This is a genomic window from Streptomyces sp. NPDC001401, assembly GCF_042895385.1.
Lineage (GTDB): Bacteria > Actinomycetota > Actinomycetes > Streptomycetales > Streptomycetaceae > Streptomyces.
Genome location: NZ_JBIAWI010000016.1, coordinates 143,593 through 159,887 on the forward strand (window position 1 = coordinate 143,593; position 16,295 = coordinate 159,887).

23 protein-coding genes and 2 pseudogenes are annotated in these 16,295 nt (G+C 68.3%); 12 read left to right on the top strand and 13 right to left on the bottom strand.

Going from position 1 to position 16,295, the window contains the following annotated elements; genetic code table 11:
• The first annotated feature begins 195 nt into the window (after window positions 1-195).
• Window positions 196-405: a hypothetical protein gene (locus ACFY10_RS39795; RefSeq protein ID WP_390670167.1), complete on the top strand. Its 210-nt coding sequence runs from the start codon at window positions 196-198 to the stop codon at window positions 403-405.
• Window positions 406-636: 231 nt separating this feature from the next.
• On the opposite strand, the gene ACFY10_RS39800 is transcribed toward ACFY10_RS39795, so the two are convergent.
• From ACFY10_RS39800 to ACFY10_RS39820, 5 genes are all read right to left on the bottom strand, one after another.
• The gene (locus tag ACFY10_RS39800; protein ID WP_390670168.1) at window positions 637-1,200 is read right to left on the bottom strand and encodes a hypothetical protein; all 564 of its coding nucleotides are present in this window, start codon (window positions 1,198-1,200) and stop codon (window positions 637-639) included.
• 107 nt (window positions 1,201-1,307) lie between these two features.
• Window positions 1,308-2,099, bottom strand: coding sequence for a hypothetical protein (locus ACFY10_RS39805; RefSeq protein ID WP_390670169.1), 792 nt, complete (start codon window positions 2,097-2,099; stop codon window positions 1,308-1,310).
• Entirely contained in the window at window positions 2,030-2,362 is a 333-nt protein-coding gene (locus ACFY10_RS39810) for a hypothetical protein (protein WP_390670170.1), read from the bottom strand. Before ACFY10_RS39810 ends, ACFY10_RS39805 begins: the two co-directional genes overlap by 70 nt.
• 5 nt (window positions 2,363-2,367) lie before the next feature.
• Entirely contained in the window at window positions 2,368-3,216 is an 849-nt protein-coding gene (locus ACFY10_RS39815) for a hypothetical protein (RefSeq protein ID WP_390670171.1), read from the bottom strand.
• 307 nt (window positions 3,217-3,523) lie between these two features.
• Window positions 3,524-3,790 (bottom strand): hypothetical protein, encoded by a 267-nt coding sequence (locus ACFY10_RS39820; protein ID WP_390670172.1) that lies wholly within the window; start codon window positions 3,788-3,790, stop codon window positions 3,524-3,526.
• Between ACFY10_RS39820 and ACFY10_RS39825 the strand changes: the two genes are divergently transcribed.
• Together ACFY10_RS39825 and ACFY10_RS39830 are read left to right on the top strand one after the other, a co-directional pair.
• Window positions 3,789-4,271, top strand: a complete 483-nt coding sequence (locus ACFY10_RS39825; RefSeq protein WP_390670173.1) for a hypothetical protein — start codon at window positions 3,789-3,791, stop codon at window positions 4,269-4,271. The genes ACFY10_RS39820 and ACFY10_RS39825 overlap by 2 nt on opposite strands.
• Window positions 4,272-4,356: 85 nt before the next feature.
• The gene (locus ACFY10_RS39830) at window positions 4,357-4,686 is read left to right on the top strand and encodes a hypothetical protein (RefSeq protein WP_390670174.1); all 330 of its coding nucleotides are present in this window, start codon (window positions 4,357-4,359) and stop codon (window positions 4,684-4,686) included.
• 725 nt (window positions 4,687-5,411) lie between these two features.
• Here ACFY10_RS39830 and ACFY10_RS39835 read toward each other — a convergent pair.
• From ACFY10_RS39835 to ACFY10_RS39845, 3 genes are all read right to left on the bottom strand, one after another.
• On the bottom strand, window positions 5,412-7,814 hold the full coding sequence (locus tag ACFY10_RS39835) for a protein kinase (protein ID WP_390670175.1): 2,403 nt from the start codon (window positions 7,812-7,814) through the stop codon (window positions 5,412-5,414).
• A 487-nt stretch (window positions 7,815-8,301) separates the two neighbouring features.
• Window positions 8,302-8,505: a hypothetical protein gene (locus ACFY10_RS39840; RefSeq protein WP_390670176.1), complete on the bottom strand. Its 204-nt coding sequence runs from the start codon at window positions 8,503-8,505 to the stop codon at window positions 8,302-8,304.
• 174 nt (window positions 8,506-8,679) lie between these two features.
• Window positions 8,680-9,180, bottom strand: a complete 501-nt coding sequence (locus tag ACFY10_RS39845) for a GNAT family N-acetyltransferase (RefSeq protein WP_390670276.1) — start codon at window positions 9,178-9,180, stop codon at window positions 8,680-8,682.
• 225 nt (window positions 9,181-9,405) lie between these two features.
• Between ACFY10_RS39845 and ACFY10_RS39850 the strand changes: the two genes are divergently transcribed.
• The 7 genes and pseudogenes from ACFY10_RS39850 (at window position 9,406) to ACFY10_RS39880 (ending at window position 12,330) form a co-directional block, all read left to right on the top strand.
• Entirely contained in the window at window positions 9,406-9,705 is a 300-nt protein-coding gene (locus ACFY10_RS39850) for a hypothetical protein (protein WP_390670177.1), read from the top strand.
• Window positions 9,706-9,735: 30 nt separating this feature from the next.
• Window positions 9,736-9,891: pseudogene (locus tag ACFY10_RS39855) on the top strand (LysM peptidoglycan-binding domain-containing protein); the annotation flags it as partial.
• Between the two features lie 76 nt (window positions 9,892-9,967).
• Window positions 9,968-10,123, top strand: a pseudogene (locus tag ACFY10_RS39860) (NlpC/P60 family protein); the annotation flags it as partial.
• A gap of 16 nt (window positions 10,124-10,139) precedes the next feature.
• On the top strand, window positions 10,140-10,469 hold the full coding sequence (locus ACFY10_RS39865; protein WP_390670178.1) for an NlpC/P60 family protein: 330 nt from the start codon (window positions 10,140-10,142) through the stop codon (window positions 10,467-10,469).
• A gap of 64 nt (window positions 10,470-10,533) precedes the next feature.
• A complete protein-coding gene (locus tag ACFY10_RS39870; protein WP_390670179.1) occupies window positions 10,534-10,872 on the top strand; it encodes a hypothetical protein in 339 nt (112 codons plus the stop codon).
• Between the two features lie 221 nt (window positions 10,873-11,093).
• Window positions 11,094-11,432 carry a hypothetical protein gene (locus ACFY10_RS39875; RefSeq protein WP_390670180.1) on the top strand — a complete coding sequence of 113 codons (339 nt, stop codon included), beginning with the start codon at window positions 11,094-11,096 and terminating at the stop codon, window positions 11,430-11,432.
• 547 nt (window positions 11,433-11,979) lie between these two features.
• The gene (locus ACFY10_RS39880; protein WP_390670181.1) at window positions 11,980-12,330 is read left to right on the top strand and encodes a hypothetical protein; all 351 of its coding nucleotides are present in this window, start codon (window positions 11,980-11,982) and stop codon (window positions 12,328-12,330) included.
• A gap of 36 nt (window positions 12,331-12,366) precedes the next feature.
• On the opposite strand, the gene ACFY10_RS39885 is transcribed toward ACFY10_RS39880, so the two are convergent.
• The 3 genes from ACFY10_RS39885 to ACFY10_RS39895 form a co-directional block, all read right to left on the bottom strand.
• Window positions 12,367-12,939: a hypothetical protein gene (locus ACFY10_RS39885; RefSeq protein ID WP_390670182.1), complete on the bottom strand. Its 573-nt coding sequence runs from the start codon at window positions 12,937-12,939 to the stop codon at window positions 12,367-12,369.
• A gap of 251 nt (window positions 12,940-13,190) precedes the next feature.
• Window positions 13,191-13,463, bottom strand: coding sequence for a hypothetical protein (locus ACFY10_RS39890; RefSeq protein ID WP_390670183.1), 273 nt, complete (start codon window positions 13,461-13,463; stop codon window positions 13,191-13,193).
• A gap of 268 nt (window positions 13,464-13,731) precedes the next feature.
• Window positions 13,732-13,908: a hypothetical protein gene (locus tag ACFY10_RS39895; protein WP_390670184.1), complete on the bottom strand. Its 177-nt coding sequence runs from the start codon at window positions 13,906-13,908 to the stop codon at window positions 13,732-13,734.
• Between the two features lie 63 nt (window positions 13,909-13,971).
• Here ACFY10_RS39895 and ACFY10_RS39900 point away from each other — a divergent pair, with 63 nt between their 5' ends.
• The gene (locus ACFY10_RS39900; protein WP_390670185.1) at window positions 13,972-14,106 is read left to right on the top strand and encodes a hypothetical protein; all 135 of its coding nucleotides are present in this window, start codon (window positions 13,972-13,974) and stop codon (window positions 14,104-14,106) included.
• Between the two features lie 318 nt (window positions 14,107-14,424).
• On the opposite strand, the gene ACFY10_RS39905 is transcribed toward ACFY10_RS39900, so the two are convergent.
• Together ACFY10_RS39905 and ACFY10_RS39910 are read right to left on the bottom strand one after the other, a co-directional pair.
• A complete protein-coding gene (locus ACFY10_RS39905) occupies window positions 14,425-14,655 on the bottom strand; it encodes a DUF397 domain-containing protein (RefSeq protein ID WP_390670186.1) in 231 nt (76 codons plus the stop codon).
• Window positions 14,652-15,533, bottom strand: coding sequence for a helix-turn-helix domain-containing protein (locus ACFY10_RS39910; protein ID WP_390670187.1), 882 nt, complete (start codon window positions 15,531-15,533; stop codon window positions 14,652-14,654). The genes ACFY10_RS39905 and ACFY10_RS39910 overlap by 4 nt, the downstream gene beginning before the upstream one ends.
• Window positions 15,534-15,764: 231 nt before the next feature.
• On the opposite strand from ACFY10_RS39910, the gene ACFY10_RS39915 reads away from it, so the two are divergent.
• On the top strand, window positions 15,765-16,295 hold the full coding sequence (locus tag ACFY10_RS39915) for an ATP-binding protein (protein ID WP_390670188.1): 531 nt from the start codon (window positions 15,765-15,767) through the stop codon (window positions 16,293-16,295).

Here is a 16,295-nt window from a genome sequence, read left to right on the forward strand (position 1 = left end):
CCCGGGGCCAGCCCCACTGGGGCGAGGAGAAGCACTGCTGGGCGCCGTGACAGATGAGGGGTGGATGACGTATCTGGGGACGGCCCGCCGCTCGTGAGTGCCTGTCGGGATGACGGTCACCAGAGAAACCGGAGTGGCGCTTCTTTACATATCAACTTCTGTCGTTTCCTCCGAACGTCATGAACACTTCCACTCATGGCTAAGAAGAAGCAGAAGAAGTCCAAAGGCAAGATCAAGAAGGCCTTCGAGTCCGGTGGCGTCTCGGCAGCCGTCCGAACCGCCATCTCATCGAACCTGCATAGCGGCTCCGACAGCAGCTCCAGCTGGAGCCCCTCCTACAACTCCAGCTTGTCTGACACCAGTTCCTACAGTTCGGGCTCCGACACATCCAGCAGTTACTACTGACCCGCCACGCTGGGGCCGTCCTTGCCCGGGGCGGCCCCAGCCACCTCCAGCTCATTTCACCCACGGCCCGCGGAGGACACAGCGGGTACGTGAGACGGTCGACTCCTTCTGGGGGCTGCGTTCGCTCGTGAGCCAGAAAGGCGCAAGCGAACACGGATGGGCGTTCGGCATGGGTGCAAGAGGTTTCGGTCGTCGCTGGTGGCGACGCCGGACACTGCACGCACGAGGGGGTTACCGTTTGAGTCTTGCCTCGATCCACTCCTTAACTGACGCGAGACGCCTGCGGAGCTCTTCGGCAGTGTCGCGTCTCCTGAGCACCAGGTTCACCTTCTTGTCGACGCCCCAGGGCAGGAGTCGACGCGCGCGGTCTTCCAGGAGGGCCGCAGCGTATTTCTCGATCAAATCGTCGATGCCCTCCAGCGGGCACTTTTGCCAGCGCCGGGCATCGTCCCGGAGCTCGCTCTTGAGCTTGGTCAGAGTGGCGCAGTCGTCCCGGACGAGGACGCTCTTCGCCTCGAGAGCGTCGATCTCAGCTTCGACAGCGCGGACACGCTCGTAGAGCGGCTGCAGCTGGGTGGCCGTCTTGTCGAAGCCCCGCTTGCGCCAGCCGACCGCCGCAATGATCACGAGGGTGAGCGGGCCAATTACGGCGGCCCAGGTCCAGCCGCCGAGGAACGCGGTGTGGTCCTGAGAGGTGCCATTGGATGGCTGGACTAGCAGTACGCAGCTCTGAGTCACCTTCGCGAGCGCGATAGAGGCGGAACAAGGCATGATGAGGTCGTCCTCGTGGAACATGAGGCCGCGCCAGGGACCTTTTCGACGAGACTCCCCGGCGCGGGGAGCGAATGAAGGGGCACACACCGGCGCCAACCGGTGCGTGACCTGAGACCTGTGGCCCCGCATCAGTGATGCGGGGCCACAGGCGGTCCACGGACACAGCGCAGCGCACCGGCAAGGCCCACGACCTCGTGCTTGCCAGCGACATGGACGCAGGCATCACGGGAGATCTGGCTGCCGCGGGCCAGGGGGACGCCGAAGAAGCCCTGGGGGCCGGTGTCCCGCTCGACGAACTGGTAGTACGGCACCATGTCGCGCACCCGGCGCATCGCGGCCCGCACGACCGGCGGCCGCAGCTCCTGCGGAGGCGTGAAGTGGGCCATCAGCGCGAGGTGGCGGCCGCTCGCCACGACCTGCTCGAAGAGGCGGAGCAGATCGTCGGCGTCGCGGTCGGTGGTGAAGCGGTACGGCCAGAAGGCGAGCGACTTGGTGCCGATCCGGATCGAACGGACCGTGTCGATCTCCAGCAGCGGCTCCATATAACGCCGTAGCACCTGTGTGCTCATCACCAGCGGGTCGCCGCCGGTGATCAGGGCGCTGGTGACCTCGGGATGCGCGCGGAGGTAGGCGGAGGTGGCCGCAACGTCTTCGGTGGCGATGGGCAGGTCGGACTCGCCGACGAACTGGGGCCAGCGGAAGCAGTAGGTGCAGTAGGTGTGGCAGGTTTGGCCCTGGCGCGGGAAGATCAGCACCGTCTCCGGGTACGTGTGCTGCAGTCCGGTCTTGCGGTGTCCCTCGTGCACGGGGACGTTGGCGTCGAGCTGGCCCGAGGGGTGCGGGTTGAGCTTCATCCGGATCTCGTGCGCGGCGCGCTGGATCTCGGCCCGGGGCGCGTCCTTGGACAGAAGGTCGGCCATTGTGCGGACGTCGGGCGTGGCCGCATGCCGGTCTGCGGGAAGGTCAGCCGGAAGATCGGGTCGTCGGGTACCGCCGACCAGTCGATCAGCTCGTCGACGACATAGGTGTTCGTACGGAATGGCAGGACCGAGGAGACGGCCCGCAGCACGAGCCGCTCGGCAGCGGGCACTCGGACGAGCTGCAGCAGGCCGTCCAGGTCATGGGGCGTGAAGGCGCGAAAGCGGGGGCCCGTCTGGGGCGCGGGGTGGAGTGTCGAACTCATATGTGTCAGGGCCTCCATTCCGTGACCAGGACCGGCGGCGTCAACTCGACGAAGGCGGCCGCCGACGCATCGTACTTCTCCGCGAAGTGCTGGCTGAGCCGCTCGTGCAGGTCGTATTCGTCGTCGACGACGATCAGCTCGTGGGCGTCGGGCACGCTCAAGGCCTCGCTGTAGGCGGAGAGTTGGTCGAGGCGGTGGTGTGCCATGTACGAGACCAGGTCGTGCCCGGCGACGTACAGGCAGTCGTCGACGTAGACGAAGCGGCAGCTGAACTCGCGGCGGCCGTCGGTCGCGTCGACCAGGGTGACCGGCGGATGGGTGAACCGTTCCATCGGCTTGCTCTGCTGCCACAGCTCGTCGAAGCGCTGCTCCACGAAGGCACCGAGCGGGGAGCGTACGGCCAGGCCTGGATCAGGTGCAGGACGAAGACCTTCTCGTCGGCCGCCTCTGCCACGCCGTCGACGCAGACCTTGCCCGGCATCGCGGACATCACCGGCGACCTCGAGCTGGACGCCCTCGCCCGAGAGCCGGCCGACGGTGAGGAAGGAGACGAAGGAGCGTTCGTCCCAGCGGTAGAACGTCACGCCGGGGGATGTGGAACAGAGGCGTACTTCGAGGAACTGGCGGGAGCTGTCGTCGAGGCGGCGCGCGAACTGGCTGAGCGTGCGCAGGTTGCGCAGGATGTCGCGGCGGATGTCGGCGCTCTGCTCGCCCAGTTCGCGGCCGCGCAGGATGACGGCGAGGGAGTCGGGGTCGAGGAGCAGGATCTGCACCCGGGCGCCGTGCGCGGTGGCGGACCTGACGCCGCGGAAGATGCGTTCGGAGTCGAACAGGTTGGAGAAGGTGCCCAGCACGTTCGCGTTGGAGGTCGAGCCGCGCGCTGAACCACTCGTAGTCGAGCCGGGTGTGCTCGCGGACCCGGCCCTCCTGGGCGCGGGAGATCAGCGGGCCGATGACGAAGACGGTGATGACGACGCCGACGAGGTCGGTGTCGAAGTTGAGGGCGGGGTTCTCGCCGTAGCTGTCCATGACGTGGGCCCACCACAGCAGCAGCTACGCGACCGAGGCGGGTTTCTCATATCGGGGACCTCGAACCCGTCACGGAGAGCGCGGGCTTGAGCGGCGGGGCTTCGTACGTGCCCCGTCTCGAACACCCGAGGTCTACCGCGTGATGTGCAGGAGCTCGCGGCGGGCGGTAACGAGCTCGCGCCACCGTGCCCGGGTGGCCTGTTCGCCATCCAGCCACAGCGGCGGCGTGTGGCCGTCGGGGAGCGGGAGGCCGGCCATGAAGGAGGCGATGTCGATGTAGTAGGCGTAGTCCCCGTTCTGGGTCTGTTCGCGCAGCCGGGCGAGGGTGGCGGCCAGTGCGTCGTGGTCGTCCAGGACGGCCTGGTGGAACGCGGCGGCGACCTCGAGGGTGGGGGTCATGGAAGTCAGGCCGGCGATGTCGAGTTCGGTTGCGCAGGGTGCGGACGCGGTCGTCGAGGGCGGGGTTGCCGGCGTCGCGGATCAGGGCGGCGATGGCCGCGTTGATCGTGGAGGCGCGCAGGTCGAGGGGGGCGAGGAGCTGGTTGGCCAGGTCGATTTTGTCGTCGGCCTGGCGGGGGTCGGAGAAGGCGACGGCGAGGGCGCGCAGGGCTTGGTTGTGTGCGGCTTCACCGGATTTTGCGTGCTGTTCGGCCTCGGCGCGTCCGGCGAGGTAGGCGGCGGCCGCGCGTTCCGGTTCTCCTTGCAGCCACCAGATGTCGCCGAGGACGCGCTGGTGGCGTCCTTCCCATCCCAGGGTCTGCGCGGCGGCGTAGGCGGTGGGAAAAGCTCCGGTGAGCCGGGCAGCCTGGGCGAGGCCGCGCCGGGCGGCGGGGGCGAGGCGGCCGGCGCCGTCGGCGGCCTGCTGGTATCCGCGCCGTGACTCCTGGCTTTGTCCGATGCGCAGGGCCTTGGCCCGGTAGTAGAGGGCCATCTCCTGCAGCTCGGCGGGCAGCAGCTGGGAGTCGATGATGCTGGTGAGCCGGTTGACGGTGTTCGCGTTGTCGGCGTGCCAGAGTGCTGAGCGTTTCGACCAGCGCGTCGGCCGGCGTGCGCAGCACGGTGGTGGTGTCGGTTTCTCGGGCGGGCGGGGCCAGCGGCTCCCACACGGAGTCGCCGACGTAGTGGAAGGCGGCGTCGGTGAGCCAGTCCAGGTCGAGGCTGAAATCTCTGGCCAGGCGCAGGCCCTGGCGCAGGCAGCCGATCAGCATGGCGCGGTCGCGGCGCGGCCCGTGGCGCCATTCGTAGTCCAGGGCGGCGAGTGCGCGGGTGGCAGCGCGGTGCCAGTCCTGCGGTGACCAGCGGTCGTCGGTGTCGTCCTCGGCGTGGCGGATCGCGGAGCGAACGACCTGGTGGAGGTGGAAGGGCCACAGGCCGGTGAGGTCTTCACGGAAGAAGGACCGCTCGCTCAGGCGCAAGGCGGCCTCGTCGTGGGTCAGGCCGGCGACCTGGGTGGCCAAGGGAACCGAGAAGGCGTCTAGCAAGGCCACGGAGCGCAGGACGTGCCGCTCGTCGGTGGTCAGGTCGCTGACGGTGCGGGAGATCAGGGCGGGGAAGTCGCCGAAGTCGGACGGCTGCGGTGTCCGTCCGCTGCGCCGTATCTCCACGAACCGGAGTATGGCCAGGTCGAGGTAGAGGGGCAGTCCGTGGGAGCGTGCGGCGATGGAGCGACGCAGGCTTTCGTCGATGAGGGGCTGTCCGCCCTGGGACAGGCGCCGGGCGAGGTGGTCGTCGCAGTCTTCGGGGTAGAAGGCACCAATCAGGATCTGGCGGCAGGACATGCCTGGCCGGGCGTTCGGTCCGGTCCAGCCGAGTTGCCCTTCCAGACTCGCCTCCGCCCACTGGAACAGGGGTTCGGAATCACGGTGGGTGCGGTCGCCGGTGTCGTCGAAGGTGTCCGGAGGGATCGCGGGTAGTGCACCCTTGTCGGCTGCGAGTCGGGCCAGGTCCCGGGAGTGAAGGTGCGGGGAGGGCACAAGACGGACCGGACGCGCCCGTGTGGGGAGCCTCGCGCCCCCTTTGTTCAGGACCCGCCTGCGCCGGTGGGGGCGTAGGCGGTGACCGCGATCGTGGTGCTCCAGTCGCCGTCGTCTTTGTCCAGGACCTGGATGACGGCGATGTCGTGGCTGAGGTTGTCGCGGACGCAGAACCATGTGCCGGCCGGGACCTGCGGGAAGTAGACCTTGTCGGCCACCGGGTGCTGGGCGATGCCTAGCGCGCAGCGGGCGGGGGTGACGGGGGACTGCCCGGCGATGTAGGCGTCGCTGGAGTCCTGCAGTTCGTAGGCGCCCTTGCTGTTGCCGCCCGCGTCGGTGGACAGCCGCCAAGAGCCGTTCGACGCGACGCGCCCGCGGGTCAGGTCGACCGGGTCGTCGGGGCCCGGCAGGGTCAGGGGCCGGGCGGCGTAGAGCCGCCGGTAGTCGGGGCTGGCGGAGCCCGGCACCACGCCGGGCGTGGACAGCGGCGGGATGTGCCGGTAGTAGTCGAGGCTGGCGTCGACGCCCCAACTGCCTGTGTCGACACTGGAGACGCGCAGCACGGCGATGTCCCCGGTCAGCCGCCAGCGCAGGCAGAACCAGCTGCCCGTGGGCACCTGCGTCCAGTGGACCTCGTCCTCGACCGGCTTGCGGGCGACTCCGGCGGCGCACTGCGCGGGGGTGATCGGTCCGGAGCCCGCGATGTAGGCGTCGGTGGCGTCCTGGAGCGAGAAGCCGCCCTTGCTGTCGCCACCGGAGTCGGTGGACAGCGTCCAGTACCGGTCGCCCGACACGGTGTGACCGGTCATCAGGTCGATCTCGTGGTCGGCGTCCGGCAGCGAGACCGGTTGGTTGCGCAGGACCGTTTGGTATCCCGGACTTGCGTCGGCTGTGGAGCCGTCGCGGTGGGTGGTGACGGCGAGCACGACGGCGAGGACCAGGACCACGATCAGCGGCACAGCGCTCACCTTGAGCCGGACGGCGGTACGTCTGCGCGCCGCCTTGGTCAGGACGTCGGCCAGGTCGTCCTCGCGGCGTGCGATCCGGGCGGCGACTGCGGTCGGGAGCCAGTCGGCGTGCGCCGGGCCGTCCGCACAGGCCTCGATGATCTGCCGCGCGGTCGGCCGCCGCCCGGGATCCTTCTCCAGGCAGCGGGTGATCAGGTCGCGCAGCCCGTCGTCGCCGACGTCCAAGGCCTGCGGGTCGGGTGCCTCGTGGGTGATGCGGTAGACCACCTCTCCGACGCTGCCCTCGCCGAACGGTGTCAGCCCCGTGGCTGCGTACGTCAGCAGACCGCCGAGGGAGAAGACGTCGCTCGGCGCGCCCACCGGGTGCCCCTCGGCCTGCTCGGGGGACATATACGGGACGGTGCCCACCGCGACGCCGGTGTCCGTCAGTTGGGTGCGGTCCGCGGCGCGGGCGATACCGAAATCGATCACCTTGGGGCCGTCGCGGTCGAGCAGCACGTTCGACGGCTTCAGATCACGGTGCAGCACATCGGCGCCGTGGATCGCGACGAGCGCCTCCGCGATGCCGGCAGCGAGGGCCCGCACGACCGGCGCCGGGAGCGGTCCGCCGGTGCGGACCGCGTCGGCGAGGGAGGGCCCGGCGATGTAGGTGGTGGCCAGCCAGGGCCGTTCCGCCTCGGCGTCCGCGTCGACCACTGCCGGGGTGTACGGGCCCTGCACCCGGCGCGCGGTGGCGACCTCGGCGGCGAACCGGCGCCGGAAGGCCGTGTCCTGCGCGAACTCCGCCCGTACGACCTTCACCGCCACCGGCCGCCCGGCTGCCGACTGCCCGAGGAAGACCTCGCCCATCGCGCCCGACCCCAGCCTGCCCAGCAGCCGGAAATCCCCGACGCGCGCTGGATCGCCCTTGCGTAACGGCTCGACGACGGGCGAATCCACGACCGTCGGGGTCCGGGACGCAGGTGGCTCCGTGGTGCCGGACGGGTGCGGTGTGGCCGACGGGGCGTGGTCGGCAGCTGCTGCCGGGGCGCCCGGCGGAACCGTGGTGGCGGCTGCGGCGGGCATGGGAGCGGAGCCCGCGTCGCCTGCCGGCGGCGTATCGGAGGACGGACCTTGCGGCCCGTACGAGGCTCCCGCAGGCTCGAGGCGCTTGTCGTCCTCCCGGTGCATCACAGGCTTGGAAACGGCGTCCGCGTCCGTGGGGGTGCCGTCGTTGCCGGGGTCGGGCTGGATGGCGAGCAGTTCGGGGTGCGTGGCCCGAAGCCGCTCGTCCAGTTCCTGCCAGCGGGCCCGCCAGACGTCCACATCCCCGCCGCAGGCGGCCACCAGGGCGAGCGTCACATCGAGCGTGGGCAACCTGTGCCCGGCCGCCGCATCCGACAGCGCTGAGTGCGAGTACTGCGCCAGCCGTGCCAGCTCCCGGTACGGCGGTGACCCGGCCGCGGCGCGCAGCTCGCGCAGCCCCTGGGCGAAGTCGTGCAAGGGACCGTCCGGAACCGGCGATTCCCGCCTGCCCACGGTGCTACCCCCGGCCGCTCGACGAGGACACGCCAACCCGGCGCGCATCACCGGATTCTTCGCCTCACCGCCCTGTCCGTCAATCACATGCCACCGTCAACCACCAGTTCTCACCACCGAGTTGACGAAAAGTCCGCATTCCGCCGGACGGTAGCTCTACCGCACGCTCCGGCAGCGCGGCGGACCGCACGGCCAGAGGTCCGGCCCCCTGGCCGTGCGGTGCGTTGTGACGCCGGTTCAGGACTCGGCCGGGGTGACGTAGGCGTCGATGGTGAGGTCGGGGTTGAAGGGCGGGTTGTTTCCGACCGGGACGTCGGATGCGGGGATGGTGTCGGTTCGGCCCTTCACCCTGCAGATACTGATGTCGGTCCGGGACACTCCGGCTGGTCGTGCTCAGGCGCCCCACAGGCTGATCGTGCCGTTCCGAAAACTGATGGCCAGGCTCTGGCCATCAGGGCTGAACGCCACGGGCTGTGCCGTACAACTCGGCGAGCGCGGCGTGCGGGAGCCCCGTGCACAGGTGGACCAGGGTGACCAGCACCCGGTCGGCGAAGACCAGGTCGTACTTCGGGCCAGCGCCGACCGCCCGCCGCCGCGCAGCACCTCGCCGCTCACGCAGTGCCGACTCGCACCGCGCCAGCCACGGGCCTGCCAACTCCTCTGTCAAATGGCCGAGATGTGCACGGGAGACGCCGCAGAAGGCACGATGGGACAAGGCCGCACGGGCCCACTTCTTGGCCACACTCGAAGAACCCGTGCGGCCGCTGTCACGTGACGGCCGTCGAAGACAGCCTCGCGGACCGAGTTGAGGCCGTCGAACCGTCGCAGGTCAGGCTTTCGCAGGAGTGCTCGCCATCGCCCCCGGCGGGCGCATCATGAAGACGTCGATCGAGTCCTGGGCTTCCACGACGAATCCTTGGCGCTCGTAGAGACGACGGGCAGCACTGCCCTGCAAGACGTTCAAGCCCACGGTCAAGCCCTGCGCGTCCGTTCGCTCCAGCACCGTCCGCAACACAGCGGATCCCAGCCCTCGGCCCTGCCAGTGCGGAGCAAGGTAAAAGTGCTCCAACCACTGCCGGCCTTCGGCGGGTCTGACCGTGACGCATCCTGCGAGTTCACGGTCAATCACGATGATCGACGTGTACTGCGTGGAGAAGGAGTCCCGCAGCCGCTGCCGTACCCGGTGCTCGTCGTAGCGCCCAAGGCGTTCCAAGTCCGCACGCATGACCGTGGCCCGCAACTCCGCGATCACCTCGATGTCCGCTGCCACCGCAGAACGCAGTCCCCAGCCCGCGGCGTGCGTCGACGCGGTCCGTGCAGGCACTGCCATGTCCGATCGCGTACCGCTCCCCACCACCCCAGCATCCATGGCCGAGTATCTCAGCCCGCCTGCCCTGAACAGGCACACGGGCATCTCAGCCCGAACTGCCCAATCCCACCGCGACCTCAATCGCGGACCGGGTCGTTACAGCTCTCCGGCTGCTCGAAACAGGCGAAGGCGCTGCTCGCCGCCGCGCTGATCTCCGGGCCCGAGGGGACGGGTTCGGTGATGTGGGTGGGCAACGGGCTCTGGCACCACTGCGACGTCGGATGCTTTGCGCACCAGCTGCCCGAGCGGAAGCTCGGCGCCGTCTTCGGCGCGCTCGCCGAGGGGGAGGTGGCCGGCGGCGAAGTGCTGCTGCTGCCACCGGTGTTCATCGCCACGATCACGGCGGCCGCCACCGCGGTGGCGGCCGCACTGATGAGCAACCAGATCCGTTTCATGCGCGTGGCCATGGCGCCCACCTCCGGGCGCCAGTATGCGCGCGCCACGGGGGAGGCGGCCCCTGGCTTGCAGCATGCCGCCGGGCGCTGAGCGCCGCTGCCTGAGCGTCAGGAGACGCTCGTGATCGCAAGCGATACCTCGGTACACCACTACACGGTCGTCAAGGGGGACTGGCTGGCGAAGATCGGCCGGGCCTACGGTGAGAGCTGGCAGCAGCTCTACAAGGACAACCGGGAGATCATCGGGGGCGATCCCGATCTCATCCTTCCCGGCACGGTCCTGACGATTCATCCGCGCTGGGACGCACGTCGAAGTGCGCACCGGCTCCGCCGTCTCGGAAACGGCGGAGTCGGTGTCGCTTCCCCGGACGACCGCAGGTGCCATCGCGGTTGCGTACGCGCGCACGAAGATCGGTGCCCACTACCGCTGGGGTGCAACCAGGCCTTCGGCCTTCGACTGCTCGGGTCTCGAGGTCGCCTCCTACCGGGCGGCCGACGTCAGGCTGCGCGAACGGCGAACGCGATGTGGCACGGCTGAAGCGTGTGTCGCTGCAGCGCCTCCAGGTCGGCGACATCATCGCCTTCGGCTACCGCTCCTCCTACGCGGACCACGTCGGCCTGTACGCCGGCCACGGTCTGGTCATCGACACCAGCTCGCGCTGCCTCGGCGGCGTGGGACGGGACTCCTGGATCGCCCATGGCCGCGCCCCACGCCAGAGACCCGGCCACCGCGATCACGACCGTGTCGGTGAACGCCAGCACCGCCACGCCGGCGGTCAGCATCGGGAGGGCCATCAATACCTGCGGACCGAGGTGGTCATTGGCCTGTCTCGACAGCCTGACGCCCTGGCTTGATACCCGGCAACGGTCAAGTTTCAATACGATCCGCCCCTACCCCAGCCAAGAAGGCGGCAACAACATGTACGAACCTCGGGTAGCCATGTGGGGCCTGGCGGCATGCTTCTTCTACCTGCTCTTCCTGTCCCTCGCCAACCGGTCGATCCCCCTGGCCGTGACGTTCTTCCTCCTCACGAGCGCGCTTCTGGGAAGCGCGGAGACGTATGCCGACCGCAGAGGGAGGCGCGAGACGTTCAACCAGCAGTTCGCCAGCGTCGACGACTTCTTCCAGGCGGTCGACAAAGAAGCACTGCTCCGGATCCGCGAGGAGCGAGGGGTTGCGGGCGCGGTGCGTGAGCTGCGGCGCCAGTACCCGTCCGTTTCGCTTGCTACGGCGGCCCGACTGGTCAAGGGGCTCTGAGACTCTTGTACGCCCTCGGTCCGATCGGCCCGAGCGCACCTCTTGTTGGTGTACAGGCAGCCCACACGGCGGCGGGCCCGTGGGGTTGGGGGCGTACCGCCACGACGATCTCGGCGAGATGACAGCCTCGTCCCCATCAGCCCTGAGATGACGTGTCCCTAAGCTGATCAACGATCTTGATGACAGCTGGAGTTGATTCACTGCACTCGAAAGGGAAAGTCATGGAACTGCGGGGGCACGCCGAGATCACCGCGATGATCGACCACGTCACTCAACACGGGTACAGCAGCGCCGAGTACGACCGGGGCCTGCTCGCAGCGCTCCGCTGGGTCGCCGGGCTGACCACCGCACCGCCCATCAGCGACGTGCCGCTCGGCCGCCCCGTGACCGCCTTCGATGCGGACCATGAGCAGGACCGCGCGTACGAGGCGATGAGCGTGCTCGCCGAGCCCAAGCTCCGGGAAGGCGCCGAGGTGCAGGGCCACGATTACGTCACTGGCGTGGAGAACACCCTGGCCTGGGCCGTCGGAGACGACGGCTTGGCCACCCCATGGGGGTGAGTCGGGCCCCGGTCCATCCGGTTCCGCCCCAGCAGAACGCCGGGGCGGAACCAGCAGAGTCAACGAACAACCCAGGCCGCTCCGCCGCTGGCCGCCGCGGCGGCGAGAGTAAGCAGCCTGTACGGCACTCGCCTCACGGTCAGATGGACGCCGCCGACCCTCAGTTCGAGGAACCGCGGCGCCTCCTCCTCCGGAGCAGGCTGGGGCTTGGGGTGGGACGGGCTCATCGAGGTGCCTCTCTGTCTTCGGGCGCAGGGAACCACGCCGTACGCCAGGGATGGAAAACGTGAAAGCCCCGCTATCGGGCGGAGCTTCGAGAACGACACGGACGATATTGGCGGCGGACGTTAGCGATGCAACCCCCAACTGACCTGCGTTTTCTCTTGAATCGGCGGCCCCAGCATGCGTACCCCTTAGCGGCGCAAGCCCCCGGTGAGATTCTCGTGGCCGCGAAACCACCGGAGCGACCCTGCGGGGCTCGATCTGCATGGGGTGAACCTCGGCTGAACCGCCCACTGGGCAAGGCCCCATGGGCGACCATGGCCGCATGACCGAACACAGCCTGCCGGAGAGCACCTGCCAGTTCACGCTCTACCTTGCCAGGTGCGAGCGTGAGATGACCCCCGAGTCGTACGAACTACTACTGCGCATCCTCAAGAGCACGAACGATGCGCTCGGCCACCACAATCGCTGGTTCGATCTCCCTGTATCCCCACGAGACAAGGAGTTGTTCACCCCCGAGTTCAACCGGCATCTGACTGCCTTGATGCGCCTGCTGGGGCCACGCGAGATGCGCATGGACGTGGACCTCACCCCGAAGCCCGACACCGACCTCACTACGGAGCAGGTGCGCCGGGAGATCGAAGGCATCGCCCGAGCCAACGGGATGGAGCACTGACCGGAGAGGGCCTCCTGCAGAGCACCGTGACTGCGTCTACGCGACGCCTCGCGCTTGCTCGACAGCTTCCGTGAACTCGCCGTACGCTTGGTACCCGGCGTCTTTCAGAGTCGTGAACCCGCTCCACTTCGCCCTTACCCCCTGCCAGTTCTCCTTCTTGAGCTCGTGGAACCAACTGGCCATGAGGTCACCCAGCTTGCCGAGAGCGGCATCCAGCTCCGCGGCCTTCTCGCTCGCCTCGGGCGTGGGCGCGTACTGGGACACGGTGACGAAGGCTCGCTTCACTTCCTCCCACCGCTGGGAGTAGATGGCGTAGAGATCCTCGCAGCGCGCCGCCGTACGGCTGGCCGATCCAAGCTCCTGTGCCAACTCCCAGCAAATGCCGAGGTACGTGGAGGCGCTAGATCGCGCGTCCCCCTCGGCCTGCAGCCACTGGCGGTCCCGCTCGGCCGCGTTCTGCACCGACTGGAGCTCTCGCTGCAGTTCTGCCTCCGACTGCTTCAGTATGCGCTGCTCGCGCATGGTCACGCTGGTGACGTACACACTGGTCAAGGCGCCGAGCACCGCCACCACAAGCGCGGTGACCGCCGTGATCATTTCCCCGTTCATGCTCCCTTCGTACCAGCACTGATCAACCCGGAATTTGATCTTTACTGGTTCGTAGCCACCTCACCCCTGGAGCTGGTCTCACCTTCTGTCTCAGAAGTCGTAGCCGAAATTTCGGCGATCAACATCTGTATCGTCTTCCGCCCGAACACGAACGGACGTAGGTCCACTCTCTACGAGTCTCATACGGCGACCAGTAGGGGCAACCGAGATCTTCACGCCGACCGAGCCACCGGCTGTCCACGCGCCCAGTTCTACGACTGCACGTCCGCCGAAGCCTCATCCTCAGGTTCTAGTTCCCAGACCGCCACGCTCACTTTGTGCGCCAACTCCTCGATGTCCGGGGCAGCCCGAATGACCTGTGCGGTGTCGTTAATGGCGGTCCAGAGCACCACGTCGACGCCGACTTCCTCGTCGCGCCAGGCGTAGCGGAGTGCGGCGCTCACTTCGGATGTGTCGTCCTGCTGTAGATAGCGGGATGCCCGGAACCCCTCTCCCAGCAGTTCCGTGGGGAAGGGCTCGACCACTGGCAGGTCGATGGCCTCGGGATCGTCCGCTCCGACGAGAAAGCGCAGAGCTTCCTAACGGCCACCTTGGGCGGGCTTGACCATGGTGAAGAGCTGGAGCATCGCCGCCGGTTCCCGCATACGCAGCAACACACGCGTATCGAAGGGCTCCGGTGCGAAGACTTCCGTGCAGCGGCTTACGGACGTGCTGACCTTGCCGGGTGGGGGAGCCGGACTTGACGCATGCCGTGCTGGTGTCGTAGCCGGGCTTGCCGTCCGCCCGCGTCGCTCAGCCACCCGTGCGTCCCGCCCCCGCCCAGTCCGTCGGACGCGACAGCAATTCGGCGAAACGCGTAGCCGCGATGGCGTCCGGGGCCGCGGTGACTGACGACCCGTCGTGGAAGACCAGGGCGACGTGCGGCTCCGCCCGGCCCTTCGCGCTGCGCTCGGTGGGGACGATCCGCACGGACTCGATCTCACCGGGGGCGTACTGGAGCAGCGGATACAGCGGATCACGACCGTTGTACGCATGGCCGAGGACCAGGAGCCTGCGGTCCGTCGCCGCGACCCGGCGGACGTGGCGATCGGCCAGTCCATGGTGGTCGCCTACGGCGCCGGCGCGCCGGGCGCGATCGCCGGGATTCTGGGCAGCGTGCTGGACTGAACCGGCTGACGTCCCGTCCCGCGCCCTGCCTCAACGCCCCTGCCCAAGCGCTCGCGCGAGATACGCCGCCGTGGGCCCGGCCCCGGCCATCCGCCCCCCAGCCCTCGTGACCTACCCAGCAATCACGCTGACAGAGCCGAGGACGACCGCATGCAGCTCACAGCCCGGCCACCGCCCCTTCGGGTCAAGACCGGGTTGAAGTTGACTACAGGCCGTTCTCTCCGTGGTTCACTCGGTTCCACATGGCCCCCCGAGTGGAACTCAAAGCTGGAAATTGGAACAGCTTCGAGGGAAGCTACAGCCGCAGCACCGTAATCATCAGCTGTACCGGATTCCCTGAACGAAGGCTATGAACAGGGCCGGGTCGACAAGCAGCGCGGGCCCGTGGGGATCCTTGCTGTCACGGATCGCGACTCCGGCGTACGCCGTGCCGGTGAGGTCGGCGACCTCGACGCAGTTGTTCCCGGCGCCGTCGGAGTACGAGGACTTGTACCAACGGGCTCCGGCGTCGGTGAATTCAGGTGCCATGTGGGTGCGGATCTGGGTCATTTGATGATCTCTCGCGTGAGTTGTTGCAGGAACGCGGGCGTGTCCTCCGGCGGCAGCGCTGACGCCGTGAGGGCATTGAACTTCCGGGTGAACCGGCCGACTTCGCGTGGCTTGTCGGAGACCGATGTGGCGCTCCACGCGTTGTCCACCTGCACCGAGGTCGGCATGCCGTCGTCCAGGTGCAGGATCGTGAAGTCGTGCACGGACAGGTATCCTCGGAGGGTCTGGGGAAGGACCTGAACGCTCACGTTGGGCATGGACGCCAGCTCGGTGATCTCCTCGTACTGCTCCCGCATCACGTCCGGATCGCCGACGACGTACCGCAGGGCCGGCTCGTACAGCACGGCCCGCAGCCGTAGGGGCTCCTGGTCTCTTGTGAGGGCGTCCTTGCGCCGGAGCCGGACCTGGACGTTCTTGTCGATGAACTCGGTCGTGGTCTCCTCGATCGGCTTCGCGAGTTCGTACAGCGCGCGTGCGTACGCCTCTGTCTGGAGCAGGCCGAGGACGAGCGCCGGGTGGAAGGCCCACGTCTCTCGTGCAGCGGTCTCGATGCCGACGAAGCGCGGCATGCCGGACGGCATCGTGGACCGGAACGGGGTCCACCAGTCCTGGCTGGCTCCGTCGCGCTGGATGCCCAGGAGCTGCTCGACGTCGCGGTCGTCGGTCACGCCGTACAGCTCCAGCAGCGCGCGCAGATCACCGGCGCTGCGGAGGTCCTGGAGCCCCTTCTCGACGCGGTGCAGCTTGGTGACGTACAGCCCTCGGACGGCGCCGCTTCCGGCGACGTCCTCGAGCGTCATCCCGGCTCGCTCGCGCAACTGCCGCAACTCATAACCGAGTTCGATACGACGCACCGTCGGCCTGGGTTTCGCTGCCATGTGCTCGCCTTTCCATCGCATGCGTTCGTCGAAGCCGCGATGCGCGAAGTCTGACACGCGTTACGCGCGCCGCAACAGACCATGCGCTTGCGGTGTCATGTGCCATTTTCGTTCGTGATGAAATTTCTAGAGCCTTTTCGTTGCGAAGCAACTTTCCCACGCGGCACGGTGGTTGGGCCATGGAGAGCGTTCTGTGCTCCTGATCCCCTTGACCTGCGGAAGGACTGGGCGATGACGGCCCTACCCGCTCCCGCGCGTACGTCGAGCCCCCGCGCCACGGCCGCGACTCCCGCACTCGCGAGGCACCCGTCGCCCATCGAGATCGCCTTCGAACGGGAGGTGTCGAGGGTCGAGCACGCCCGACGTATCGGCGCCGCGTGGCTGCGGAACATGTGCCACATGCCGGCAGCGCGGGTCGACTCTGTTGCGGTGGTGATCTCGGAGTTGGCCACCAACGCGGTCCTGTACGGGGGCGGCTCCACGGTCGGCCTTCGCCTGAGACATGCCACCGGCCAGGTGCGGTTGGAGATCAATGACCACTGCCCCTCCGCGGTCCCTTGCCCCAAGCAGGCCGGCGCGGACGAGGAGAGCGGACGCGGCCTGTGGCTCGTGGACGCCCTCGTCGAAGAGCTCGGCGGGAAGTGGGGCTTCACCGCTGACGGAACTGTGGCCTGGTGTGTCTTCCCGTGTCGTCTTCCGGTTCCGTCCGAGAACCGCAGCCACGAGGCGCAGAGCCGCGAGCCGGGACTACGGGCGAGGTGA